Genomic DNA, 24,891 nt, shown 5'->3' with positions numbered 1-24,891 from the left:
AGGACGGGAGCATTCCCTATGACGCGTTTGCCGCTACTCCTCGACGCGACGGAGCGGCTCGGCCCCGACGCACTCGCGGCCCTGCAGCTCGAACGCCTCCAGGACACCCTGCTGCACGCGTACGAGAACGTCCCGTTCTACCGGGCCGCGTTCGACAAGGCGGGCCTGCGTCCCGACGACTGCCGTTCCCTGGCCGACCTGGCGCGGTTCCCCTTCACCAGCAAGGACGACCTGCGGGCCAACTACCCCTTCGGGATGTTCGCGGTCGAGCAGTCCGAGGTGCGCCGTCTGCACGCCTCCAGCGGTACGACGGGGCTGCCCACGGTCGTCGGGTACACCGAGCAGGATCTGTCCATGTGGGCCGACGTGGTCGCGCGCTCCATCCGCGCCGCGGGCGGCCGCCCCGGTGACAAGGTCCATGTCGCGTACGGATACGGCCTGTTCACCGGCGGTCTCGGCGCGCACTACGGAGCCGAGCGGCTCGGCTGCACGGTGATCCCCGCCTCCGGCGGCATGACCGCGCGCCAGGTCCGGCTGATCCAGGACTTCCGCCCCGAGATCATCATGGTGACCCCTTCGTACATGCTCACGCTCCTGGAGGAGTTCGAGCGACAGGGCGTCGATCCCCGGACGACCTCGCTGCGCGTCGGCATCTTCGGTGCCGAGCCGTGGACGGAGGAGATGCGCCGCGAGATCGAGGAGCGGTTCGCGATCGACGCGGTGGACATCTACGGGCTCTCCGAGGTGATCGGCCCCGGCGTCGCCCAGGAGTGCGTGGAGACCAAGGACGGGCTGCACATCTGGGAGGACCACTTCTACCCCGAGATCATCGACCCGATCACGGGCGAGGCGCTGCCGGACGGCGAACTCGGCGAGCTGGTGTTCACCTCGCTCACCAAGGAGGCCATGCCCGTGGTCCGCTACCGGACACGGGACTTGACGCGTCTGCTCCCCGGTACGGCACGGATCTTCCGCCGGATGGAGAAGGTGACGGGCCGCAGCGACGACATGGTGATCCTGCGGGGCGTCAACCTCTTCCCCACCCAGATCGAGGAGATCGTCCTGCGTACGGCGGGCATCGCCCCGCACTTCCAGTTGCGCCTGACCCGCGAGGGACGCATGGACGCCCTGACGGTGCGGGCCGAGGCGCGCGCGGACACCCCGCCCGAGCGGCGCGACGCGGCCGCCCGGGAGATCGCGGCGGCGGTGAAGGACGGCGTCGGCGTCTCGGTGGGCGTCGAGATCGTCGATCCGGAGACGCTGGAGCGGTCGGTGGGCAAGTTCAAGCGGATCGTGGACCTGCGGGACTGAGACGGTCCTGACCCCGCGCCACGGGCCGCGGGGTCGGGGCACGGCCCGTCAGAGCACGCCGTCCGACGACGGGCAGGCGTCGGCCGCGACGACGGCCAGATCGGGTACCGCACTCGCCTCCGCTCCCGCGTACACCGTGGTCACCTTCGCGACCGCGGCCTCCAGCTGCTTGCGTACGGACTCGTGCAGGGCACCGCCCCGCACGGTGCCCACCACGTCCTCGGCCAGCACGTACAGCTTGGTGTTCGTGTTCTGCGATGCGGTGACCAGGACCTCCCAGGCCGCCTCCGGGCTCAGGCTGAAGGAGGACATCAGGATGCCGCGGGCCAGGTCGATGGTCGGCCGGGTCATCATCGCCCTGCGCAACTGGGCCACCACGACGTGCAGATCCTGATCGGATTCCTGATCCGATTCCGGGCGGGCCGTCTCGTGGACCACCGGGTGCGCCACGGTCACTCCCCGCTCACGGCCCTCGTCCCCGCCCTCGTCCCCGTCCTCGGCTTCGTCCAGCGGCATGAACAGGCCGCGCGTCCCGGTCAGTTCGAGCACCCGCTCCATCGTCGGGCTACAGGCGCGGATGGTGACCGTCTTGCCCGCCTTCACGGCTTGCCGCCGCAGTCCGAGCAGGACGTTGAGACCGGAGCAGTCGCAGAAGTCCACGTCCCGCAGGTCCAGGTCGATGCCTTCGGCGGCGTGATTGAGAGCAACGCACAGGTCGGGCCTGAGCCGTTGGGCGGCGTCCAGGTCGAGATCCCCTCGCACGATCATGACGCGCCTGCCCGTGCCTGGCGCACGCGGGACCGGCGGGCCGGGCAGAGGCACTGCGGGGCGACTGCCCTTGTCGTGTCCGGCACCCTCCCGAGGGAGGGGCTGCTGCTGCGAGTGTGCGAGGTCCGGCATGGCATCTCCCTCTCGTCGTTGCCATCCGCCGTTCTTAGGCTGCACGCAGTTCCGCACACACGTCAACTGATACCTGAAATCGAGTACGTGTTTTTGAAAACGCGCATAGCACGTCCTACAGTTGGCGCATGGATGGAGTACCCGAGCCACACACCGGATGGACGTTCCTCACCAACCACGCACGCGTACTGGCGGCCATCGCCGACGACCACACCGCCCGCATCCGCGACATCGCCGCGCACTGCCGGCTCACCGACCGCGCTGTTCAGAAGATCATCGCCGACCTGGAACAGGACGGATATCTCTCCCACACCAAGGAGGGGCGCGGCAACGCGTACGAGATCGATCCCAGCAAGGTGCTGCGCCACCCGGCCGAATCCGGCCTGGCCGTGGCCTCCCTGCTCTCCCTGCTCGCCCGCGACGAAGCAGACCGCGCCAACTCCTCCGGGGGCGAGGACCGACGCCACGCGACGGCCTGACCGTGCCGGACGCTCCGGGGCCCGGCCGTGCCGGGCTACCGTCCGCCGAAGCGGTCCCGCAGCTCCCGCTTGAGGATCTTGCCGCTGGCGTTGCGCGGCAGTTCGTCCACGAACAGGATCCGTTTGGGCGCCTTGAAGTGCGCGAGCTTCTCGCGGGCGTGGGCGATCAGTCCCGCTTCGGTGAGTGCCCTGCCGGCACCCGTGGCGGCGCGCACGACGACCGCGGTGACCGCCTCGATCCAGCGCTCGTCCGGCAGCCCGACCACCGCCGCCTCCGCGACGCCCGCGTGCTCGTACAGCGCGTCCTCGACCTGGCGTGAGGCGACGAGCACGCCACCGGAGTTGATGACGTCCTTGACCCGGTCGACGACGGTGAAATAGCCGTCGGCGTCCCGCACGGCGAGGTCCCCGGAGTGGAACCAGCCGTCACGGAACGCCTCCGCCGTCTCCACCGGCTTGTCCCAGTAGCCGTCGCACAACTGCGGTGAGCGGTAGACGACTTCGCCCTGGGTGCCGTCGGGCACCTCCCAGCCGCGCTCGTCGACGACGCGCGCCTCGACGAACAGGACGGGACGCCCGCAGGAGTCCATGCGACCCTCGTGCTCGTCGGGTCCGAGGACGGTGGCGAGCGGGCCGATCTCGCTCTGCCCGAAGCAGTTGTAGAAGCCGAGCCCCGGCAGCCGCGACCGCAGCCGCTCCAGGACCGGCACCGGCATGATCGACGCCCCGTAGTACGCCTTGCGCAGCGCGCTCAGGTCGCGCCTGGCGAATCCGGGGTGGTTCGCGAGGCCGATCCACACGGTCGGCGGCGCGAACAGGCTGTCGGCGCGCCCCGCCTCGACGAGCTCGAAGATCCGCTCGGCGTCGGGCGCGTCCAGGATCGTGTTCTCGGCGCCGATCGCCAGGTACGGCATGAGGAAGACGTGCAGCTGCGCCGAGTGGTAGAGCGGCAACGAGTGGACCGGCTTGTCCGTCTCCTTGAGGTCCAGGGCGGCGATGGCGCTCGCGTACTCGTGGACGAGGGCGCGGTGGGACATCATGGCGCCCCGGGGGAGCGCGGTCGTCCCCGACGTGTAGAGCAGTTGGGCCAGTTCACCGCCGTCGTTGTCGCCCACGAAGACGTGGGTCCCGCCCTGCTCGCTGCGGCTCGCGTGTTCGAGGAGTGAGCCCGTGGCGTCGCGCAGCGGCAGCACCCGTGTGGTGTCGGGCAGCCGGTGCTGCAGCACCGGGTCGGCGAGCACGACGGCGCTGCCCGACTGCTCGACGATGTAGCGCAGGTCCTCGCCCGTGAGGTTGTGGTTGATCGGCACATGGACCAGCCCCGCACGGGAGCAGGCCAGGAAGCCGATGAGGTACGCGTCGGAGTTGTGCCCGTACGCACCGACCCGGGCACCGTGCCCGAGCCGTTCGGCCATGAGGAAGGCGGCAGCCTCGCTCACCGCGTCGTCGAGTGCGCGGTACGTCCAGGTCCGCTCGCCGTAGCGCAGCGCGATGCGCTCCGGCGTGCGGCGCGCGCTGCGCGAGAGTACGGCGTCGACCTGATTGCCCCCGGTGCCCGTCATGGCGTGATCCTGTGTCGCGCGCGACGCTCCGGTCAAGGGAGGACACCCGCGATTCCGTGATCACCGGGGGCAACTTCGGTGAATCGACTGTCAGCCCTTGGCCGCCACGGTGCGGTCGAGGAGCGCCAGGAGCCGCTCCCAGTGGCGCCGCAGCCCCTCGGCGTGGAGCGCGTCGGTGTCGGCCATGGTGAAGCCGTGGCGGGTGCCGGGGTAGATCTCGGTGTGGTGCTCGACGCCCGCGGCCGACAGGGCCTGGTCGAGTTCGGCGATGGCCTCGGGGGTCAAGTCGCCCTCGGCGAGACCGAGATGGACCTCGGCGGTGAGCCGGGAGACGAGGCGGTGCGGGCTGTCGGGGGCGTCGGTGACGATGAAGCCCGGGTGGAACCCTGCGACGGCGGCCACCTTGTCCGGGTGGGCCGTCGCGGTGCGCATCGCCAGGGCGGCGCCGATGCAGTAGCCGGTGACGCCGACCGGTCCTTCGGCGACCTCGGGCCGTCCGGTGAGGAACGTGAGGTAGGCGTCGGCGTCGCGCAGGACGCGCTCGGTGGTGTGTTCCTGGACCAGCGGCAGCAGCCGCTCGAAGATCGCGGGCCGGGCCTCGTCCCCGATGTGCTCGGGGAGTTCGACCACCGGGGCGGGGCCGTGCCGGTAGAAGAGGTTGGGGACGAGGACGTAGTACCCGTGCCCGGCCAGTTCGCGGGCCATCCGCTCGATCACGGGCCGGACGCCGAAGACGTCCGGGTACATCAGCACTCCGGGGTACCGCTCGCCCCCGTCGGGAAAGGCCGCGAAGGCGTCGGCCAGGCCGTCGGGGGTGGTTATCGACAATGACGTGGTGGGAATGGTGGATCTTCCTTCCTCGGTCCGATGCCGGGACGCGGCCCCTGACGGATCGGACCCGGCATCTGCGGTCAGCATGACTCGCGAGCCCCGGACGCGGCCACATCCCATGGGCAGATCATGACCGAAGATCGCCGAGCGGGCCGGATTTCGCCGTTCGTTTGGCCGGTTCACGCCCCTGGGCCCGGGTGCGGGCCCGTCGCACCTGGACGGAAACACCACAGCCCCAAATGACCAACCGCTTGGTACGCTCAACCGCTCCTTCCCTCAACGCCGTTGGGAGGCACCATGCGCACGCGCACGAGACGCCTGGCCGCCGTCGGGGTCACGCTGCTGACTTCCGTCGCCCTGCTACCGGCCGGGGCCGCGGCCCGCGACGACGACCGTCCGTCGGGCGGCGGCCTGCACGCCACCATCCGCTACACGCAGTACGGCATTCCGCACATCCTCGCCGATGACTACGCGGACCTCGGCTTCGGCACCGGCTGGGCGCAGGCCGCCGACCAGGTGTGCACGCTGGCCGACGGCTATCTGACCGTCCGGGGCGAGCGCTCCCGGTACTTCGGGCCCGACGCCGCCCCCGGCTCCGCCCTGTCGTCGGCGTCCACGAACCTCAACAGCGATCTGTACTTCGGCGGCGTGCGCGAGGCGCGCACCGTGGAGAAGCTGCTCGCCGAGCCCGCCCCCGCCGGTCCGAGCCGGGACGCCAAGGAGCTGATGCGCGGGTTCGCCGCGGGCTACAACGCGTGGCTGAAACAGAACCGCGTCACCGACCCGGCCTGCGCCAAGGCCGCCTGGGTCCGCCCGATCAGCGCCCTCGACGTGGCACGCCAGGGCTATGCCGTGCAGGTGCTCGGCGGGCAGGGGCGCGGCATCGACGGCATCACCGCCGCCGCACCGCCGGCCGCGGGGGCGAAGGAGCGCACGGCCGACCCGCGGCGCTCCGCGGCGGCGGCCCGCGACATGTTCGCGACGAAGGACGCCGACATGGGCTCCAACGCCGTCGCGTTCAGCGGAAAGGCCACCGCGAACGGCAAGGGGCTGCTGCTCGGCAATCCGCACTACCCCTGGCACGGCGGGCGCCGCTTCTGGCAGTCGCAGCAGACCATCCCCGGTGAACTGAACGTCTCCGGCGCCTCGTTGCTCGGCACCGGCGTGGTCAACATCGGCTTCAACGGCGACGTGGCGTGGAGCCACACCGTGGCGACCGGCGTGCCCCTGAACCTGCATCAGCTGACGCTCGACCCGGCCGACCCGACGACGTATCTGGTGGACGGCAAGCCGCACAAGATGACCCGGCGCGCGGTCACGGTGCCGGTCAAGGACGGCACCCCGGTGACGCGCACCCAGTGGTGGACCCGCTACGGCCCGGTCGTGGCCAACCTCGGTCCGCAGCTGCCGCTCCCCTGGTCCGCCACCACGGCGTACGCCCTGAACGACCCCAACTCCGCGAACCTGCGCGGCAGCGACACCGACCTCGGCTTCGGCAAGGCCCGCTCCACCGACGGCATCCTGAAGTCCCTGAGCGACACCCAGGGGCTGCCCTGGGTCAACACGGTGGCGGCGGACCGGCACGGGCACTCGCTGTTCACCCAGTCGCAGGTGCTCCCCCGGATCACCGACGACCTGGCGGCGCGGTGCAGCACGGCCCTCGGCAAGGTCACCTACCCGGCGTCGGGCGTCGCGGTGCTCGACGGCTCGCGCGAGGACTGCGCGCTCGGCTCGGACGAGGACGCGGTGCAGCCCGGCATCTTCGGCCCCTCCCGCATGCCGGGCCTCGAAGACGCCCGCTACGTCGAGAACTCCAACGACAGTGCCTGGCTGGCCAACGCCGACCGGCCGATCACCGGCTACGAGCGGATCTTCGGCACGGTCGGCACCCAGCGCTCGCTGCGCACCCGTGGTGCCGTCGAGAACGTCTCGGCGATGGCGCGCAAGGGCCGACTCACCGTCGACGACCTGCGACGCCAGCAGTTCGCCAACCGTGTTCCCGTGGCGGATCTCGCGGCGGACGACGCGGCGAGGGCCTGTGCGGCCCTGCCGGGTGGCACCGCGGCCGGCACCGACGGCAGAACCGTGGACGTCCGCAAGGCGTGCCGGGTGCTGGGCCGTTGGGACCACACGATGAATACCGAAAGCCGTGGCGCGCTGCTCTTCGACCGCTTCTGGCGGAAGCTGACGGCGGCCGTGCCGGACGCGCGGCTGTGGAAGGTGCCGTTCTCCGCCGCCGACCCGGTGCGCACCCCGAACACGCTGGACACCACGTCACCCGAGTTCGGCAAGGCACTCGCCGACACGGTGTCCGAGCTGGCCGCGGCGGACATCGCCCTGGACGCCCCGCTCGGCGCCCACCAGTACGTCGTACGAGGCGGAAAGCGCATCCCGATCCACGGCGGCACGGAGGCGCTCGGTGTCTGGAACAAGATCGAGGCGTCCTGGGACGCCAAGGGCGGCTACACCGAGGTCGTCCACGGCTCCAGCCACATCCAGGCGGTCGGCTGGGGCGAGGGCCGCTGCCCGAAGGCCCGCACGCTCCTGTCGTACTCCCAGTCCGCCAACCCCAATTCGGCCCACTACAGCGACCAGACGAAGCTGTACTCGAAGGAGCGCTGGGTGACGTCGCGCTTCTGCGAGAAGGACGTCCTGGCCGATCCGCACCTGAAGGTGGTGCGGGTGCGCGAGCACCGCTGAACCACCCCCGGGCCTGTGCCGCACACCCACGGTACGGGCCCGGGTGCACGTCCTCACAACGCCCGCTCGCGCCCCTCCCAGTACGGCTCGCGCAGGCGGCGCTTGTACAGCTTGCCGTTCGGGTCGCGGGGCATCGTCTCGATGAAGTCGACGGTCTTGGGCCTCTTGTAGCCCGCGAGTTGTCGCTCGCAGTGGGCGAGGATCTCGGCGGCGAGCGCGTCGCCCGCCTCGCGTCCCTCGGCGACCTCGACGACGGCCTTGACCTCCTCGCCCCAGTCGTCGTGCGGGATCCCGAAGGCCGCGGCGTCCGCGACCGCGGGGTGCGTGAGCAGCGCCGACTCGATCTCGGCGGGGTAGATGTTGACGCCGCCCGAGATGATCATGTCGATCTTGCGGTCGCGCAGGAAGAGGTAGCCCTCTTCGTCGATGACGCCGAGGTCACCGACGGTGAAGAAGTCACCGATGCGGTTCTTCTTCGTCTTCGACTCGTCCTTGTGGTACGAGAATCCGCCCGTGTTCATCTTCATGTAGACGGTGCCGAGCTCGCCGGGCGGCAGCTTGTTCCCGTCGTCGTCGAAGACCGCCAACTCGCTGATGGGCCAAGCCCTCCCGACCGTACCCGGCTTCTTCAGCCAGTCCTCGGCGGTGGCGAAGGCGCCGCCGCCCTCGCTGGCCGCGTAGTACTCCTCGACGCACTCGCCCCACCACTCGATCATGGCCCGCTTCACGTGGTCGGGGCAGGGCGCGGCGCCGTGGATGGCGTGCCGCATCGAGGACACGTCGTACGCGGCCCTCGTCGCGTCGGGCAGCGCGAGCAGGCGGTGGAACTGGGTCGGCACCATGTGGGTGTGCGTACAGGCGTGGGTGTCGATGAGGCGCAGCATCTCCTCGGGCGTCCACCGGTCCATCAGGATCAGCGGATGCCCGATGTGCAGGGCGGCGCCCGCGAATTGGAGTACGGCCGTGTGGTAGAGCGGCGAGCACACCAGGTGCACGTTGCCGTCGAACGGCTTGATGCCGAAGATGCCGAGGAAGCCGCCGAGGTAGGACTCCTCGGGGAGCTTGCCCGACAGCGGACGGCGGATGCCGCGCGGGCGTCCCGTCGTGCCCGAGGTGTAGTTCATGACCCAGCCGAGGGTGCGGTCGGCGGGCGGGGACTCGGGCTTGCCGTCCAGGAGTGCGGCGTAGGGACGGAACCCCGGTAGGTCCCCGACGGCGTGGCGGTGGGTGGCCGGGAGGCCCGCCTCGTCGGCGGCGGCGGTCGCCGCGTCGGCGAACCGCTCGTGCGCGATCAGGACCTTGGCCCCCGAATCCGCGACGATCCAGGCGATCTCGGGCCCGACCAGATGGTGGTTGACCGGCACGAGGTAGAACCCGGCCTGGGAGGCGGCGAGGTACGCGGTGAGGAACTCGACGCCGTTGGGCAGCACCACGGCGAACGCGTCGCCGCGCTCGAGGCCCGCGTCGCGCAGCCCGTGCACCAGTTGGTTGACGGCCGCGTGCAGGCGCCCCGCCGTCCACGGCTCGCCGTCGGGGGCGATCAGGACGGTGCGTTCCGGGTCGGCCGCGGCCTGGGCCCAGAAGCCGTTGGGGGGTGTGCTCATGGCTGTGCTCATGACTGGCTTCCCCTTCCCGCGATGCGGTTGATGCGGTCCACGGCGTCCTCGAAGCCACGCGTCAGGTCGTCGAAGACCGCCTGGACGCTGCGTTCGCTGTTCATCCGGCCGACGATCTGGCCGACCGGGGTGCCGAGCAGCTCCCCCACCTCGTACTTCTGGATGCGGGACACGGCCTCGGCGACCAGGAGGCCCTGGAGCGGCATCGGCAGCGTCCCCGGGCCCTGCGGGTCGTCCCAGGCGTCGGTCCACTCGGTGCGCAACTGGCGTGCGGGCTTGCCGGTGAGGGCGCGGGAGCGGACGGTGTCGCCGGAGCCTGCCGCGAGCAGCTTCCTGGTGAGCGCGGGCGAGTGGAGGTCGGCCTCGGTGGTGGTGAGCCACAGGGAGCCGAGCCAGACGCCCTGTGCGCCGAGGGCGAGCGCGGCGGCGATCTGCTGCCCGCTGCCGATGCCGCCCGCGGCGAGCACCGGCAGCGGCGCGACGGCTTCCACGGCCTCGGGCGTGAGCACCATGGAGGCGATCTCGCCGGTGTGCCCGCCCGCCTCGTACCCCTGCGCGACGACGACGTCGATGCCCGCCTCGGCGTGCTTGCGCGCGTGCTTGGCGCTGCCCGCGAGGGCCGCGACGAGGACGTCGTGGTCGTGGGCCCGCTGGATCACGTCGGCCGGCGGCGAACCGAGCGCGTTGGCGAGGAGTTTGATCGGGTAGTCGAACGCGACGTCGAGCTGGTTGCGGGCGACCTCCTCCATCCAACCCGTGATGCGCCAGCCGGACGCCTCCCCCTCGGCGAGTTCGGGCACGCCGTGTTTGGCGAGGGTGTCCCTGACGAACTGCCGGTGCCCCTCGGGGATCATCGCCTCGACATCGGCCTCGCTCACGCCCTCGACCTTCTTGGCGGGCATGACGACGTCGAGCCCGTAGGGCTTGCCGTCGACGTGCTCCTGCATCCAGTCGAGGTCTCTGGCCAGTTCGTCGGGTGCCGTGTAGCGGACCGCGCCGAGCACCCCGAACCCGCCCGCCCTGCTGATGGCGGCGGCCACCGCGGGGAAGGGCGTGAAGCCGAAGACGGCGTGCTCGACTCCCAGTTTCTTGCTCAACTCCGTCTGCATGGGCGCAGGATGCCGCAGCGGTCCCTTCGAGGGAAGAGATTTTCTGATGCAGTGTCAGATTCTTTGGGCTCCGGCGTCACCCCGGGCAGGTGGTTCGGGCACCCCGCAAGATGCGCTACAGTTGATCTTGCGCCCGCACCCGGAACTCCGGGACACGGGCCGCGCGTTGGTCGTCCAAGGAAAGACGCCCCGCTTCCTGCGGGGAAATGTAGGTGCAAGGCCTGCCCAGCGCTCCACTCAAGCCCCCGGCTCCCCACGGAGCCGGGGGTTCTTTCGTGTCGGAGCGGGCCCGCCCGTCAGACCCCCATCGCGGCCATCGCCGCGTTGTGCCCGGGAATTCCGCTGACCCCGCCGCCGCGCACCGCGCCCGCGCCGCACAACAGGACGTTGGCGAGCCGGGTCTCCACGCCCCAACGCCCGGTGTCCTCCTGGGCGTACGGGAAGGCGAGGTCGCGGTGGAAGATGTTGCCGCCGGGCAGCCTCAGGTCCCGTTCCAGGTCGAGCGGGGTCTTCGCCTCGATGCAGGGGCGGCCCTCCGCGTCCAGCGCCAGGCAGTCGGTGATCGGCTCGGCCAGGTGCTGGTCGAGCTGCGCGAGCGTCGACGTGAGGAGCTCGGCGCGCACCGCGTCGTGGTCCGGCGCGAAGAGCCTGGCGGGGGTGTGCAGACCGAAGAGCGTGAGGGTCTGATAGCCGCGCTCCGCCAGGGCGGGGGCGAGGATCGTCGGATCGGTGAGCGAGTGGCAGTAGATCTCCGACGGCGGCGCGGTGGGCGGCGTGCCCGCGGCGGCCTCGGTGTACGCGGTCGCCAGCGCCTCGTACCCCTCGGCGATGTGGAAGGTCCCCCCGAACGCCTCGCGCGGGTCGACGGAGGTGTCGCGCAGCCTCGGCAGTCGCTTGAGCAGCATGTTGACCTTGAGCTGTGCGCCTTCGGCGGGCGGGGGCGGCGCGTCGCCGAGCAGCGCGGCGAGGGCCTCGGGCGAGGCGTTGACCAGGACGTGCCGGGCGGCGGCGGTGTGTTCGCCGTCGGCCGTCGCGTACGTCACTTCGGCGCGCTGTCCGTCGGACTCGATCCGGGTCGCCTCGCACCCGGTGCGGATCCGGGCGCCCGCGGCGCGCGCGGCGTCGGCGAGCGCGCCGGTGAGGGCTCCCATGCCGCCGACGGGGACGTTCCAGTCGCCGGTGCCGCCGCCGATGACGTGGTAGAGGAAGCAGCGGTTCTGCCGCAGGGACGGATCGTGGGCATCCGCGAAGGTGCCGATCAGGGCGTCGGTGAGGACGACGCCGCGCACCAGGTCGTCGGTGAAGCGCTGCTCGATCGCCGTGCCGATGGGCTCTTCGAAGAGGGTGCGCCAGGCGGTGTCGTCGGCGACGCGGGCACGCAGTTCGTCACGCGTGGGCAGCGGGTCGGTGAGGGTGGGGAAGACGGTGCGGGCGACCTGGGCGGTCATGGCGTAGAAGCTCCGCCACGCCTCGTACTCGCGGTGGTCGCCGGTGAGCCGCGCGAAGCCCTGCCGGGTGCGGGCCTCGCCGCCGCCGACGAGCAGTCCGGTGGGACGGCCGGCGCGCTCGGTGGGCGTGTAGGAGGAGACGGTGCGCGTACGCACCCGGAAGTCGAGGTCGAGATCCCTGACGATCTTCTTCGGGAGCAGGCTGACCAGGTACGAGTAGCGGGACAGGCGGGCGTCGACCCCGGGGAAGGGCCGACTGGACACGGCGGCGCCCCCGGTGTCCGCGAGCCGCTCGATGAGCAGCACGGAACGCCCCGCGCGGGCGAGATAGGCGGCGGCGGCGAGACCGTTGTGACCACCGCCGACGATGACGGCGTCGTACGCATCGCGATCAGGCATGCCCCTTCCTAGCACGGGCCGGGCCGCGGAAGGCCCCGCCCGTCACGGGAAGGCGAGTCGAGCCGGTGCCGGCAGCGGGGTCGGCCGGGGGCGGGCCTCGAACGCCTGGATGACGTAGGCCGCGAACCGCCGGGAGGCCGCGACCTGGGCGGTGGGCAGCGCCGCCCGGATCCCGCAGTTGGCCATGAGCACGTCCCGCGTATGAGTCCAGTCGCGCAGTCCGGGCAATGCGCGATGCCGTCAGTACGAGAGTACGGGCGCAACTCAATCCAGTAGGCCGTAGCCGTTCTGGCGGACGGCGCCGCCGCGTCCTGAGGTTGTCCAGGAGTAGGTGACAGATCGCCCGTCTTCGGGCCGCCGCTCCACAACCACCACGGGCGAGAGCGGTAAAGGGGGCTTGGATATCACCCCTACCAACGTGGTGTTCACAGCTACGGACGGCATCACCGACGCCAAGTACGGCATGTTTGCCATCATCACGACCAAGAACCGCGCCATGACAGGCGCTGCTGCCGAACAGACCGCTCCCATCAGCAACGGCGGATGGACATGGATTGCCTCCGATGGGCAGACCATCAGCACCTTGGATGGCGAAGCCACCAGCGTCACTATCGACCGCTACAACGATGCTGGCCCCGTCGAACCGGGCGCCTACCAGCTAGACCTCGAAGTGTTCGATCTGACGCCGACGCAAACACAGGGCGGCACACTCGTCTACCGTGACGGCGACGGCATGGCGCACAAGTGGAAGATGCCCAGCAAGGACACCGGGCCGGAAGTGCCTGGGCTGAAGAAGGAGCTCCAGTAAAGGCGGGTCACCGCCGAGGACACGCCCCCATCACCGTCCAACTGGTGGCGACCGACCCACGTGTACCCGAGTTCTTCGTACAGGCCGCTGTGTTGAGGAAGCGGACGTCGGCGAAGGTGCCCCACGACAGTGCATGTATGCGGATCAGCGGAGTCGGGCACCGTGCCCTGGGCGAACCGGTCGGCGAACTAGTGCCGCATCAGACAACCTTCGCCCTGTTGTGCGGTTGTGACCTGTACGGTCCTCGGATCGTGAGAGTAGGTCCGACGTGGGCGGTCGAGTCCTAACTGCTGGTTCCGTAGGCGGCCATGAACATGTCCAGCAGCCCGTCGACCGCGCGCTCGTCGATGGGGCGGGTTGACAGGAGGCTGCGGTAGTACAGCGTGCCGCACAGCACCTCGGCGGCGGATTCCAGATTCGCTTCCGCGGTCAGCTCACCGGTGCGCTGGGCGCGGGTGATGCGGTCGAGGGTGCTCTGCTCGACGGTGACCAGGAATCGCTCGTGGAGGGTCGCCCGCAGCGTTGAATCGGCCTGCGCCTCGGCGATGACTGCGCGATAGACGGGGCCGATCGGCGGGCTGGAGAGGGCGAGGCCCGAGCGTAGAAACTGCTCGCGCAAATCTGCGCGGACGTCCCCGGTGTCGCGGTAGTCCAGGTCGCTGGTCCACACGCGGCTGAGCGCGTCCAGCAGCAGCGCCGACATGGACGGCCAGCGCCGGTAGATCGTGTGTTTTCCGACCCCGGCCCTTCGGCCGACCGCCTCGATGCTCAGACCCGCGTATCCGACCTCCGCAGCCAGCTCGAGGGTTACCTGCAGCAGTGCTTCGGTGCGCGCGGCGCCTCGGCGCCTCGGCGTGGCTGACGTGTCGGTCATGCCGCCATCGTAACGGCACATGGCGTGCCGTTGACAATGCGGAGGGCTGCACACAGTATTCGGACTCGATCGGCACGTTGCGTGCCGATGCCGGATGTGGCGGCACGTCGCCACCCACGCGTCCAAGATCCAACGCATCAGACCCCAGAGGGAGATCTGCCATGAGCAGCACCGAAAGCGGCACGCACGAGGGATTCACGGCCGAGGAGCGGGCCGCGATGAAGGACCACGCCCAAGAGCTGAAGACGGCAGCCCGCCGCAGCTCGCGCGCGGACAAGGCGGCGGAGGCGAAGCGAGACGTGCTCGCGAAGATCGCCGAGATGCAGGACTCGGACCGGATCATGGCTGAGCGGGTCCATGCCGTCATCACGGCCGGCGCCCCAGCCCTCGCGCCGAAGCTCTGGTACGGGATGCCCGCCTACGCACTGGACGGCAAGGTCGTGTGCTTCTTCCAGAGCGCGGAGAAGTTCAAGGCGCGCTACGCGACGCTCGGGTTCAGCGACCAGGCGAAGCTGGACGAGGGCACGATGTGGGCGGCCGGTTTCGCCCTCACCGAGGTGACAGCCGATGTGGAGGCGCGGATCGCTGCGCTCGTGAAGCGGGCGGTGAGCTAAGGCGCGCCCGGTGAACGGGCAGGGTCTGTGGCACCTTGGCGTGCTCGGCGGCCTGGCGCTGCTGGCACAGCATCTGCTGCGTGCCTTCACCCACGACGTCGAGGCGCCAGGATGACCAGAGCAGGTGGCAAATCCTGCTGCTCAGTCGCAGATGTGACGCGCCGTCCGGGTGCGGCTTCGGAGATGATGGGGCTCCGAAATGCCCCACTAAACCTCGGCCGCACCCTCCCCCGCCCACACCAGAGGAGTCCGGTCCGCCCACGGGCTCGCCTGTTCGAGCTGGCCCGCGAGGCGGAACAGGAGGTCCTCCAGGCCGTGGTCCGCGGCGAACTGCATGCCGATCGGCAGCCCCGTAGCAGGCTCGGCCGTCACCGGCACGGACATCGCGGGCGTGCCCGCCACGTTGAACACCGCGGTGAACGGTGCGATGTCGAAGAGGCGGCGCAGCCAGCCGAGGCCGTCGAGGCGCGCCGCTCCCTCGGCATGGGTGCCCAGCGGCACCGGCAGCTCCGGCACGGTCGGGGTGAGCAGGATGTCGTGCGTGGTGAAGTGCCGCGCCAGACTCCGCGCGACCCGGTTGCGGAGCGCGAGAGCCGTGACGAACTGGGCGCCGCTGACCCGCTGTCCGTAGTGGTAGCTGGCCAGGACGGGCGGCTCCAGTGTGGAGGAGTCGACGGGACGGCCGAAGGCGGTGGCCAGCTCGTCGATCGAGGCCGCGAGGTTCGCCGTCCACTGACGGGCACTGGCCAGGAGCAGCTCCTCCCATTCCACACCGAGGTCGACCTCGACCTCCTCGACCCGGTGCCCCAGGGACTCCAGCAGGCGCACGGTACGGGAGAGCGCGTCGGCCACGGGTGCGGTGGTGCGGCGCCCGCCCCATGCCTGACCGAGCACACCGATCCGCAGCGAGCCCGGATCGCGGGTGACTTCCCGCGCGTACGGCCGCGCAGGCTCCCGCGCGACGTAGGGGTCGCCCGGCTCCGCGCCGCGTATCTGGTCGAGCAGGACCGCGCTGTCGCGGACCGTGCGGCTGACGCTGCCGTGCACGGCGAGGCCGTTGAACATCTCGTCGAAGTCGGGGCCCCAGGAGACCCTGCCCCGGGTGGGCTTGAGCCCGAAGAGGCCGTTGTAGGCGGCGGGGATGCGGATGGAGCCCGCGGCGTCGGTGGCGTGCGCGATCGGGACCACCCCGGCGGCGACGGCCGCGCCTGCGCCGCCGCTCGAGCCGCCCGCGCTCAGGGCCGGGTTCCACGGGTTGCGGGTCTCGCCGTACAGCACGGGTTCCGTCGTGTTGCTGTAGGCCATCTCCGGTGTCGTGGTCCGCCCGAACGTCACGAGTCCCGCGCGGCGGAAGCGGCGCATCAGGGCGGAGTCGGCGGCGGCGACGTTGCCCGCCGCGAGACGGCTGCCCAGCTCCATGCGGCGCCCGGCCATGGTGACCCCGATGTCCTTGATGAGGAAGGGAACTCCGGCCAACGGTGCGCCACCGGGGGTGGGTTCGTCGTCGGTCGGCCAGGTCTCCACGAGGGCGTTGATCCGCGGATTGACCGCCTCAGCGGCCTCGCGCGCGGTCGCCTCCAGCTCGGCGGGGGTCACCTCGCCCCTGGCCACCAGCTCCGCGAGCCCTACCGCGTCGAACCCCACGTACTCACTGATCTTCACTGCCACTCCCTGCGAAGAGAAGAAACGATACCGATCGACCCCATGCGATACCGCCCGGTATCGTTCGGGACGGACTGGTACCGTAGCAGGGCCGATGAGCCAAGGGCACGGACCGGACACCACGGAGAACGCATGGCATCGACCGTCAGCAGGCCGAGCAGGGTGGCGAAGCTGCCGCCGCGCGAGCGCATCCTCGACGCGGCGGAGGAGCTCTTCCAGCGCGAGGGGATCCGACGGGTGGGCGTCCAGGCGATCGCCGAGAAGGCCGAGACCACCAAGATGGCCATCTACCGGCACTTCGAGACCAAGGACGCGCTCGTCGCCGAGTGGCTGCGGATCGTCGCCGCCGACTACCAGGCGGCCTTCGACCGGGTCGAGGCCGAGCATCCCGACCGGCCGAGGGAGCAGATCCTGGGCCTGGCCCGCTTCATCGCCGAGGGCCTGCCCGAGGTCTCGCACCGGGGCTGCCCGTTCATCAACTCACTCGCCGAACTGCCCGACCGCGCCCACCCCGCGCGGCAGGTGATCGAGGAGCACAAGGCCCTCCAGACCCGCCGCCTGGTCGGCATGTGCACCGATGCCGGGCTGCCCGACCCCGAGCAGACCGCCGCCGAGATCACCTTCCTGCTCGAAGGCGTCCAGGTCAGCACGCAGAACGGGAGCATCGACCGGACCGGGGACCGACTGATGCGGATCGTCGAGGCCATCGTCGACCGGCACCGGTCGGACGCCCGCGACGGTCAGTGACCCCCGGGTCCCCCGGGACCCCGCTGCTGACGGAGCGCGGCCACCCTGCGGTACAGCTCGACCGCCTCCGTGCCACGGCCCAGTTGCTCCAGGCAGTGCGCCTCGTCGTTGCGGCTCGCGAGGGCGTCGGGGTGGTCGGCGCCGAGCACCTGTTCGCGGGCCGCGGCCACCCTGCGGTACTCGGTGAGCGCGTCGGACCAGCGACCCAGCCAGCCGAGGCCCACGGCGACCTCGCGACGGCTGACCAGGGTGTCCGGGTGATCGGCGCCGAGCACCCGCTCACGGATCGCGCACACGTCACGGGCCTCCGCGAGGGCCTCCTCCCAACGGCCCTGCCTGCCCAGGTTCACCCCGAGCCCGTGCCGGGCGCGCAACGTCTCGGGATCGGCGGGGCCGTTGACGCGCGTACGGTCGTCGATCAGGTCGCGGTACAGCTCGAGCGCCTCGCCGCTGCGGCCGAGCCTGCCGAGGCTTATGCCGACCTCGTAGCGGGCCGCGAGTGTGTCGGGGTGGTCGGCGCCGAGCGCCCGCACCCGCGCGTCGGCGACCTCGCGGTAGGTCTGCAGGGCCTCCGGCCAGCGCCCCAACTGACCCAGCGCGTACGCCACTTCGTACCGCGTGACGAGCGTGTCCGGATGGGCGGGGCCGAGCACTCGCGCACGAGCCGCGGCGACCTCACCGGCGAGCCGGTAGGAGTCCTCCAGACGGCCGAGGCGGCTCAGGTTGTAGGCGAGGTTGTGCCGACAGCGCAGCGTGTCCGGGTGGTCGGGGCCCGCCGTGCGCTCCCGTACGGCGAGGACCGCGGTGTACGTCTGGTGCGCTTCGAAGTGCCGCCCGAGCTGGCCCAGTACGTACGCCATCTCCTGGCGCGCCGCGAGCGTCTCCGGGTGCTCGGGCCCCAGGGAGCGCTCCCGCCCCTCGGCGACGCGGCCGTACTCGCGCAGCGCGTCGGCCGCGCGGCCCGTGCGGCTGAGCGTGAACCCCACTTCGTAACGGCTGGCGAGCGTGTCGGGGTGGTCGGGGCCGAGCGCGTGCTCGCGCTCGGCGGCGACCGCGCGGTGCACCTCGCCCGCTTCGGCCCAGCGGCCGAGCCTGCCGAGACTCAGGCCCGCGTTGTGCCTGCTGGTGAGCGTGGCGACCAACTCGGCGGAGGGCGTGGGCCGTTCGGGCCCGCGCGCCGCCGCGGCCCGGCGCGCGTCGACGCGCGGGATCCACTCGCCGGTCAGGCCCGCCGCCGCGTCCGGCGGGGTGGCGCGCAGCACGGACGCGCCGCCCGCCTTGTGCCCGGTGGTCATGCCGCGGGTCCAGGAGGGCAGCCGCGGCTCGTGGGACGGCGGCTGTTCGGGGCAGCGCACGGGCGGACTGACGACGGTCGGTACGTACGAGACGCTGGACCGGCCCGCGGTGATGCGGCGGCCCAACTCCCGTGCGTCGTGCGGCCGGTCCGCGGGTTCTTTAGCGAGCAGGTCGAGGACGACCCGGTCGAAGTACCCGGGCAGTTCGGCGCGGTGGCGGCGGGGCGGCTGCGGAGTGGTGTCGCGGTGGCCGACGAGGACGGCCCAGGCGTCCTCCAGGTCGAAGGGCGGGGCACCGGTGGCGATCTCGTAGAGCACGCAGCCCAGGGAGTAGAGGTCGCTGCGCTGGTCGACCGGGTCGCCGCTGATCTGCTCGGGCGACATGTAGTGCGGGGTGCCCATGGCGATGCCCGTGCCGGTCAGGCGCGAGGTGAAGCCGATGTCGGCGCCGAGCCGCGCGATGCCGAAGTCGCAGATCTTCACCGTGCCGTCGGAGAGCCGCATGATGTTCGCGGGCTTCAGGTCCCGGTGCACGATGCCCTGTTCGTGGGTGTACGCGAGGGCGGACGAGACCTGTTCGGCGATCTCCACCACGTCGTCGACGGGCAGCGGATGCTGTTTGTTGTCCTCCAGGAGCTGGCTGAGGTTGCGGCCCTCCAGGAGCTCCATCACCAGGTACAGCACGCCGTCGTACTCGCCGAAGTCGTGCACGACGGTGACGCCGCGGTGCTGGAGGGCGGCGGCGACCCTGGCCTCGCGCCGGAAGCGCTCGCGCAGCACGCGCGTGAAGGACTGGTCGTGCTGGGGCCCCATCGGTTTGAGGCACTTGACGGCCACCCGGCGCCCGAGCGACTCGTCGCGCGCCCGCCACACCTCGCCCATGCCGCCGCGCCCGATCAGATCCAGCAACCGGTACCGGCCGTGGATCAGCCTGGTGTCCGCCATCTCGTGCTGTCGCCCCCGTTGTTTCGCTGCGCCCTCCCCGGCTCGTCCAGTATGGCGTCCCGTCTGTCGAGTTTGTACGGTGCGGGACGGCGCCGCTGCGCCTCGGACGGCGCGTCGGCGTACGCCTGCCGGGTCAACGGCCGATGCCGCGCCGGCCCGGTGTCGCGTGACAGGTGACGTCGCGGTCCGGGAGCCCGCCGGTGGCGAGGTAGCCCAGGGCGGCGTTCTCGGCACAGGTGTTGCGGGTGTCGCCGAAGACCACGCCGTGGCCCTCGCCCTCGTCGACGGTCACCATGCGGGAGCCCTTCAGGGCGCGGTGCATGGCGCGGGCGCCGGTCAGCGGGGTCTGCGGGTCCCACTCGTTCTGCACGATCAGCGACGTGACGTCGTTGTCGACCGTGGTGGCGGGCTCGGCTCCCTTCGGCCAGTAGGCGCAGGGGATGATGCTCGCGGCGAAGTCGCCGTACAGCGGATGGCGCGCGGCGTCGTGGAAGGCGTCGCGGCGGTAGACGCCGGGATCGCGCGGCCAGGGGGCGTCGGCGCACAGCACGGCGGTCTGGCTCGCGATCTCGTTCTCGCTGCTCTCCTCGGCGGGCAGGCCCGGCACGCTCTGCCCATCGGCGGCCCTCTTGAGCATCGCCACGGCCTCGGCGCCCTTGCGGACGCTGTACAGCTCCGGCCGCAGCAGGTCGCGTACGGCGGGTCCGTCGAGTGTCGCCTCGCCGAAGACGATCGGCTTCGTGTCGGCTCGCGCGACGAGCCGCCAGAAGCTCCGCGCGACCGCGGCGGGCGAAGCGCCGAGGTGGTACGTCCGGTCCCGGTCGGCGGTCCACTTCGTCCACCGCTGGAAGGCCCGCTCCCCCTCAGGACCCCAGATCCGGAACATGCCGCGCCACATCCGGCCCGGGTCCACGGCGCTGTCGAGCACGAACCGGTCGACGCGGTGCGGGAAGAGCTGCATGTAGACGGCGCCGAGCGCGGTGCCGTACGAGACGCCGTAGTACGTCAGCTTCTTCTCGCCCAGGACGGCGCGCATGACGTCCATGTCGCGGGCGGTGTTGCGGGTGCTGTTGTACGGCAGCCGATCACCGGCCGCCGCCCGGCACTTGGCGGCGAAGCCCCTGGCCCACGCCTCGTTCGCCACGGCGTCGGCCGTGGAGCGGGTCACGCGCGGATAGGGCAGCTCGTCGCGGGTGAGCCCGCAGCTGACGGGGGTGCTCCTGCCGACCCCGCGCGGATCGAAGCCCACCAGGTCGTACTGGTCGAGCAGGGCCTTCGGCAGCCCGTCGGCGGCCTCGACCGGCAACTCGAGCCCGGGCCCGCCGGGCCCGCCCGGATTCATGGTGAGGATCCCGCGCCGCTTGCCCGGATCGCTCGTCCTGATCCGGGAGATCGCCACGTCGATCCGCCTGCCCTCGGGCACGCGGTAGTCGAGGGGTACTTTCAGGGTCGCGCACTGGAAGACGGCGGGCTTGTCGTCGGCGCACCGCTTCCAGCTGAGCTTCTGCCGCGTGTACGCAGCCAACTGGCGCGTGTCCGCGCCTCGTTGTCGAGCGGACGCGTCACCTTGACGGGCGGCCGTCTGCCCTGGAGCAGCTGCCGCCGCCCCAGCGACGAGCCCCGGCACGAGCCCGGCGACCACCCCCAGCGCGAGCAGCGGGACCAGGCGCCGCCGGTATGCGAAGTGCTGCACGAGACGCTCCTTCTGTTCGGTTTTGGGTACCGACCAGGTGGACGCGTCAGGGGGGTGTTTGCCTCCCTCGGGGGGGGCGCGCGAGATGTGGGCGCGAAGGGGTGGGGAACAACTCACCGCCGTACGCGCGGCATCCCCAAGCCGATCCAGGAGATGATCTCCCGCTGGATCTCGTTGTTGCCGCCGCCGAAGGTGAAGATCACCGCGGACCGGTAGCCGCGTTCCAGTTCGCCGTGGAGCACCGCGCCCGCCGAGCCCTCCTTCAAGGAGCCTGCCGCGCCGACGACTTCCATCAGCCAGGCGTACGCGTCGCGGCGGGCCTCCGAGCCGTAGACCTTGACGGCGGAGGCGTCCTGGGGGGTGAGGGTGCCTTCCTGGACGGCGTTCACCATCTGCCAGTTGAGGAGCTTCATCGCGTCGAGCCTGGTGTGGGTCCTCGCCAGGCGCTGGCGCACCCAGTTCAGGTCGATGACGCGGCGGCCGTCGGCGAGTTTGGTGTCCATGGCCCAGCGCTGCACGTTGTGCAGGGCGCGGATCGCCATGGTGCCGTGGGCGGCGAGCGTGACGCGTTCGTGGTTGAGCTGGTTGGTGATGAGCCGCCAGCCCTTGTTCTCCTTGCCGACCCGGCGCGACGCGGGGACGCGGATGTTCTCGTAGTAGCTCGCGGTGGTGTCGTGCGAGGCGAGGGTGTTGATGAGGGTGCAGGAGTAGCCGGGGTCGCTCGTCGGTACGAGGAGCATGGTGATGCCCTTGTGCGGCGGCGCCTCGGGGTCGGTGCGGACCGCGAGCCACACCCAGTCCGCGGTGTCGCCGTTGGTCGTCCAGATCTTCTGCCCGTCGACCGTGTAGTGGCCGCTCTCCTCGTCGCCCTCCCGTACGGCCCTGGTCTTGAGCGCCGCCAGGTCGGTGCCTGCGTCCGGTTCGCTGTAGCCGATCGCGAAGTCGAGTTCGCCGGAGAGGATCTTCGGCAGGAAGTAGCTCTTCTGCTCCTCCGTGCCGAACTGCATGATCGTCGGGCCGACGGTGTTCAGCGCCATCAGCGGCAGCGGGACGCCCGCCTGCGCGGCCTCGTCGAAGAAGATGAACTGCTCCATGGGCGAGAGCCCGCGCCCGCCGTACTCCTCCGGCCACCCGACCCCGAGCCAGCCGTCGGTGCCGAGCCGCCGGACCGTCTCGCGGTAGAACCGCTTCTGGGCGGCCGGATCGCCGTACCTGGCATAGGCGTTGTCCGGCACCAGCTCGGCGAAGTAGGCACGCAGCTCGGTGCGCAGCCGCTGCTGCTCAGGCGTGTATTCGAGGTGCACGGCCCCTCCAGGCTCAGACTGGCTGATGGCTGACTCGGTCCCGGACTTGACGGCGCACACAGTAGAACGCGTTTCAGAAATAGGGAATGGCGGGGGCGCGGGGAGCTTGCACCGGCTCCGGCGGGAGGCGGGGGCGGCGGGTAGGGGGTCCTGGACCGGGAGCCGCGGGTCGGGAGTCGTGGATACTGGCCGCCGATCATCCACCGGACCGAGGAGACGCACGACAGTGACCGGCGACCAACGCGTGGGACCGCCCAGTTTCGGCAGTGAGCGCGAGACACTGCGGGCCTTTCTCGACTACCAACGGGCGACCCTCGCCATGAAGTGCGAGGGGCTCACCGACGAGCAGCTGAAGCAGCGGTCGATGCCGCCGTCCACGCTCACGCTGCTCGGGCTCGTGCGGCACATGGCGGAGGTGGAACGCGCCTGGTTCCGCCGGGTGTTCGAGGACAACGACGTGCCGTTGGTCTGGTCCGACGAGATCGACTTCCAGGCCGCGTACGACGCGAGCGCGTCGACCAGGGACGAGGCGTTCTCCGCCTGGGAGGCCGAGGTGGAGAACTCGCGCCGCGTCGAGCGCGCGGCGGACTCCCTCGACCAGGCCGGACATCAGCCCCGCTGGGGCGAGGAGGTGTCCCTGCGGATGGTCATGGTGCACGTACTCCTGGAGTACGGCCGCCACAACGGCCACGCGGACTTCCTGCGGGAGGGCGTGGACGGGACGGTGGGTGCCTGAGGCGAGAGGGCTCAGGCGAGTGCCCCCACCCAGCCGCTCAACCGCTCGTTCTCAACCTCAACCTCAACCGCTCAACCCAAGGTTGTCAGGAAGTCCGCGCAAGCCTTCGCGCAGCGGCGGCACGCCTGCGCACAGCCGTCGGCGGCGGACCCGAGGTCGCAGAGGCTCGCGCACTGGAGGCAGATGGCACGGCACCACTCGACCTGCATGCGGACCCGCTCCTCGTCCTGGTCGCTCTGCTCGGCGAGGACCCGTGAGGTCGCGTCGCACACGTCCGCGCAGGCCGAGTTGAGGCGCGGGGTCGCGCCGGGGTCCGCGGGGCCCTGGCGTACGGCGCAGACGCGGACGCAGTCGTCGCACGCCTGGACACAGGCGAAGCGGTCCTCCAGGTAGCGGACCAGGTCCTCGTGACGTGCCTCTCTGGGTACGTCAGTCGGTGCGCCCTTCGGAATGTCCTTCGGTACGTCCTGGGGCACGCCTCGGGAGAACGCCGGGGCGCTGTCGGCGTCGGCACGGCGGGGCGCGGTCGGCGGCTCCGGCAGGGTCGGCAGGCCCGGCGGGGATGGCGTGACGGTCACGGAACCCTCCCTTCGGTTCCGCACGGGTAGCCCGTCACTCGGTGGCCCAAACGCTCCACCCGAGGGGCCGCGGGGCCCGCGCTCGGCGCCATCGTCACCGCGGCGGCCGTCGGCTACCGGGAAGGAGAATGACTCAACTCCCGGAAATCATCCCGCCTTAGACAATGTCTCGGTTTGGTCTCGGTCGTGTGAGGTGCTGAACCCGGTGGCGTTCGGCTCCCGTACTCACGCTGCGACGGCACGAGTTGGGCAGCGCCCCACACGGACACCGACCGAGGAGACCCCGATGACCAGGACGACGACAAGCACACGTACCCGCACTAGCGCCAAGTACCGCAGGAACACCGCCCTGTTCGCGTCCTTCGCCGCCGCGGGCGCCCTGCTGCTGACCGCCTGCGGCGGCGGAGACGAGTCGGCCGACTCCAGGCCCGACTCCACTTCCAGCTCCGGCTACGACTCCGGCTCGGGCTCGGACTCCGGCTCCGGCTCAATGGACCTCGCCTTCAAGTCCGGTACGGCAAAGCGGAACAGCGCCCCCGCGAACACCGGGGACTGGGCCAATCCGCCCGGCAAGCCCGCGACCAAGCCGGTGCAGCGCAAGTGGGTGCAGCTCTCCGCGGGCAGGGCGGGCGCCCTCGACCCGGTGGTCGTCAACGGCTCCGGCTTCACCCTCTACCGCTTCGACAAGGACACCGCGTCGCCGTCCAAGTCGAACTGCGAGGGCGCCTGCGCCACCACCTGGCCGCCCGTGCTCGTGAATCCCGGCGGCAAGATCTTCGTCGACGGGGTGGACCCGTCGGCCGTCGGCGTCATCACGCGCAGCGACGGCACCCACCAGGTCACCGTCGGCGGCTGGCCCGTCTACCGCTTCAGCAAGGACCTCCGGCCCGGCGACACCAACGGCCAGGGAGTGGGCGGCACTTGGTTCGGCGTCCGGCCCGACGGCGGGAAGGCGGGGCAGCCCGGCGGTCAGGACGAGGCCGCCGCCGAGGAAGCCCGGCAGGCGCCCGCGACCAGCGCCATCCTCTTCGACGACGCCAACTTCTCGGACGACGGACCGGCCCAGGGCGTCGCGGGCAAGGGCTGCCAGAACGTGGCCCGGCCGAAGGTGACCTCCTCGATCTCGATGAGCGGGTCGGCGAAGATCTGGTCGGGCCGCGGCTGCACCGGTGAGTCCAAGGTCATCAACGGCGATGTCGCCGACCTGGCAGCGGTCGGCTTCGACAACAAGATCAGCTCGGTGAAGTTCGGCTGATCCGAAAGCCACGCGGGCGCGGTGG

21 protein-coding genes are annotated in these 24,891 nt (G+C 71.1%); 8 read left to right on the top strand and 13 right to left on the bottom strand.

The annotated features are described in order from the left end of the window. The first annotated feature begins 18 nt into the window (after nucleotides 1-18). Nucleotides 19-1,311 (top strand): phenylacetate--CoA ligase PaaK, encoded by a 1,293-nt coding sequence (paaK, locus tag KY5_RS38835; RefSeq protein ID WP_098246596.1) that lies wholly within the window; start codon nucleotides 19-21, stop codon nucleotides 1,309-1,311. Nucleotides 1,312-1,359: 48 nt separating this feature from the next. Here the strand turns inward: paaK and KY5_RS38830 are convergent, their stop codons facing one another. Then, on the bottom strand, nucleotides 1,360-2,079 hold the full coding sequence (locus KY5_RS38830) for an ANTAR domain-containing protein (RefSeq protein ID WP_234363083.1): 720 nt from the start codon (nucleotides 2,077-2,079) through the stop codon (nucleotides 1,360-1,362). Between the two features lie 260 nt (nucleotides 2,080-2,339). Here KY5_RS38830 and KY5_RS38825 point away from each other — a divergent pair, with 260 nt between their 5' ends. Continuing rightward, nucleotides 2,340-2,690 carry a helix-turn-helix transcriptional regulator gene (locus tag KY5_RS38825; RefSeq protein ID WP_098246594.1) on the top strand — a complete coding sequence of 117 codons (351 nt, stop codon included), beginning with the start codon at nucleotides 2,340-2,342 and terminating at the stop codon, nucleotides 2,688-2,690. 35 nt (nucleotides 2,691-2,725) lie between these two features. Here the strand turns inward: KY5_RS38825 and KY5_RS38820 are convergent, their stop codons facing one another. Both KY5_RS38820 and KY5_RS38815 read right to left on the bottom strand, forming a co-directional pair. Beyond that, complete coding sequence (locus KY5_RS38820; protein ID WP_098246593.1) at nucleotides 2,726-4,252, bottom strand: fatty acyl-CoA synthetase; 1,527 nt, start codon at nucleotides 4,250-4,252, stop codon at nucleotides 2,726-2,728. A 90-nt stretch (nucleotides 4,253-4,342) separates the two neighbouring features. After that, entirely contained in the window at nucleotides 4,343-5,095 is a 753-nt protein-coding gene (locus KY5_RS38815; RefSeq protein WP_098247774.1) for a dienelactone hydrolase family protein, read from the bottom strand. Nucleotides 5,096-5,380: 285 nt separating this feature from the next. Between KY5_RS38815 and KY5_RS38810 the strand changes: the two genes are divergently transcribed. Continuing rightward, nucleotides 5,381-7,783: a penicillin acylase family protein gene (locus tag KY5_RS38810; protein ID WP_098246592.1), complete on the top strand. Its 2,403-nt coding sequence runs from the start codon at nucleotides 5,381-5,383 to the stop codon at nucleotides 7,781-7,783. 53 nt (nucleotides 7,784-7,836) lie between these two features. On the opposite strand, the gene KY5_RS38805 is transcribed toward KY5_RS38810, so the two are convergent. The 4 genes from KY5_RS38805 to KY5_RS38790 all read right to left on the bottom strand — a co-directional run bounded on the left by KY5_RS38805 (nucleotide 7,837) and on the right by KY5_RS38790 (nucleotide 12,541). Then, nucleotides 7,837-9,387 (bottom strand): acyl-CoA synthetase, encoded by a 1,551-nt coding sequence (locus KY5_RS38805; RefSeq protein WP_098246591.1) that lies wholly within the window; start codon nucleotides 9,385-9,387, stop codon nucleotides 7,837-7,839. Between the two features lie 8 nt (nucleotides 9,388-9,395). Continuing rightward, nucleotides 9,396-10,508, bottom strand: a complete 1,113-nt coding sequence (locus KY5_RS38800; protein ID WP_098246590.1) for an NAD(P)H-dependent flavin oxidoreductase — start codon at nucleotides 10,506-10,508, stop codon at nucleotides 9,396-9,398. A 296-nt stretch (nucleotides 10,509-10,804) separates the two neighbouring features. After that, nucleotides 10,805-12,355 (bottom strand): phytoene desaturase family protein, encoded by a 1,551-nt coding sequence (locus KY5_RS38795; protein ID WP_098246589.1) that lies wholly within the window; start codon nucleotides 12,353-12,355, stop codon nucleotides 10,805-10,807. A 42-nt stretch (nucleotides 12,356-12,397) separates the two neighbouring features. Then, nucleotides 12,398-12,541: a hypothetical protein gene (locus KY5_RS38790; protein WP_418952851.1), complete on the bottom strand. Its 144-nt coding sequence runs from the start codon at nucleotides 12,539-12,541 to the stop codon at nucleotides 12,398-12,400. Nucleotides 12,542-12,686: 145 nt separating this feature from the next. Here KY5_RS38790 and KY5_RS38785 point away from each other — a divergent pair, with 145 nt between their 5' ends. Continuing rightward, nucleotides 12,687-13,163, top strand: a complete 477-nt coding sequence (locus KY5_RS38785; protein WP_159072707.1) for a hypothetical protein — start codon at nucleotides 12,687-12,689, stop codon at nucleotides 13,161-13,163. Nucleotides 13,164-13,446: 283 nt separating this feature from the next. Here the strand turns inward: KY5_RS38785 and KY5_RS38780 are convergent, their stop codons facing one another. After that, nucleotides 13,447-14,037, bottom strand: a complete 591-nt coding sequence (locus tag KY5_RS38780; RefSeq protein WP_098246587.1) for a TetR/AcrR family transcriptional regulator — start codon at nucleotides 14,035-14,037, stop codon at nucleotides 13,447-13,449. Nucleotides 14,038-14,198: 161 nt separating this feature from the next. Here KY5_RS38780 and KY5_RS38775 point away from each other — a divergent pair, with 161 nt between their 5' ends. Further along, nucleotides 14,199-14,651 carry an iron chaperone gene (locus KY5_RS38775; RefSeq protein WP_098246586.1) on the top strand — a complete coding sequence of 151 codons (453 nt, stop codon included), beginning with the start codon at nucleotides 14,199-14,201 and terminating at the stop codon, nucleotides 14,649-14,651. 207 nt (nucleotides 14,652-14,858) lie between these two features. Here the strand turns inward: KY5_RS38775 and KY5_RS38770 are convergent, their stop codons facing one another. Beyond that, a complete protein-coding gene (locus KY5_RS38770) occupies nucleotides 14,859-16,313 on the bottom strand; it encodes an amidase (protein ID WP_098246585.1) in 1,455 nt (484 codons plus the stop codon). A 132-nt stretch (nucleotides 16,314-16,445) separates the two neighbouring features. On the opposite strand from KY5_RS38770, the gene KY5_RS38765 reads away from it, so the two are divergent. Next, the gene (locus KY5_RS38765; RefSeq protein WP_098246584.1) at nucleotides 16,446-17,060 is read left to right on the top strand and encodes a TetR/AcrR family transcriptional regulator; all 615 of its coding nucleotides are present in this window, start codon (nucleotides 16,446-16,448) and stop codon (nucleotides 17,058-17,060) included. Here the strand turns inward: KY5_RS38765 and KY5_RS38760 are convergent. From KY5_RS38760 to KY5_RS38745, 3 genes are all read right to left on the bottom strand, one after another. After that, nucleotides 17,054-19,300, bottom strand: coding sequence for a serine/threonine-protein kinase (locus tag KY5_RS38760; protein ID WP_098246583.1), 2,247 nt, complete (start codon nucleotides 19,298-19,300; stop codon nucleotides 17,054-17,056). The genes KY5_RS38765 and KY5_RS38760 overlap by 7 nt on opposite strands. Before the next feature lie 133 nt (nucleotides 19,301-19,433). Continuing rightward, nucleotides 19,434-20,993 carry an alpha/beta hydrolase gene (locus tag KY5_RS38750; protein ID WP_234363082.1) on the bottom strand — a complete coding sequence of 520 codons (1,560 nt, stop codon included), beginning with the start codon at nucleotides 20,991-20,993 and terminating at the stop codon, nucleotides 19,434-19,436. Between the two features lie 113 nt (nucleotides 20,994-21,106). Further along, a complete protein-coding gene (locus tag KY5_RS38745; protein WP_098246582.1) occupies nucleotides 21,107-22,297 on the bottom strand; it encodes an acyl-CoA dehydrogenase family protein in 1,191 nt (396 codons plus the stop codon). A 226-nt stretch (nucleotides 22,298-22,523) separates the two neighbouring features. Between KY5_RS38745 and KY5_RS38740 the strand changes: the two genes are divergently transcribed. Further along, nucleotides 22,524-23,033, top strand: a complete 510-nt coding sequence (locus KY5_RS38740) for a DinB family protein (protein WP_098246581.1) — start codon at nucleotides 22,524-22,526, stop codon at nucleotides 23,031-23,033. Nucleotides 23,034-23,104: 71 nt separating this feature from the next. Here the strand turns inward: KY5_RS38740 and KY5_RS38735 are convergent, their stop codons facing one another. Beyond that, the gene (locus tag KY5_RS38735; protein ID WP_324965818.1) at nucleotides 23,105-23,611 is read right to left on the bottom strand and encodes a ferredoxin; all 507 of its coding nucleotides are present in this window, start codon (nucleotides 23,609-23,611) and stop codon (nucleotides 23,105-23,107) included. Between the two features lie 286 nt (nucleotides 23,612-23,897). Here KY5_RS38735 and KY5_RS38730 point away from each other — a divergent pair, with 286 nt between their 5' ends. Continuing rightward, on the top strand, nucleotides 23,898-24,866 hold the full coding sequence (locus KY5_RS38730; protein WP_098246580.1) for a hypothetical protein: 969 nt from the start codon (nucleotides 23,898-23,900) through the stop codon (nucleotides 24,864-24,866). Nucleotides 24,867-24,891 lie beyond the last annotated feature (25 nt).

This window comes from Streptomyces formicae, from assembly GCF_002556545.1.
Lineage (GTDB): Bacteria > Actinomycetota > Actinomycetes > Streptomycetales > Streptomycetaceae > Streptomyces > Streptomyces formicae_A.
Note: the sequence above shows the minus strand (reverse complement) of the source record. Positions and strands in the feature narration are given on the sequence as shown.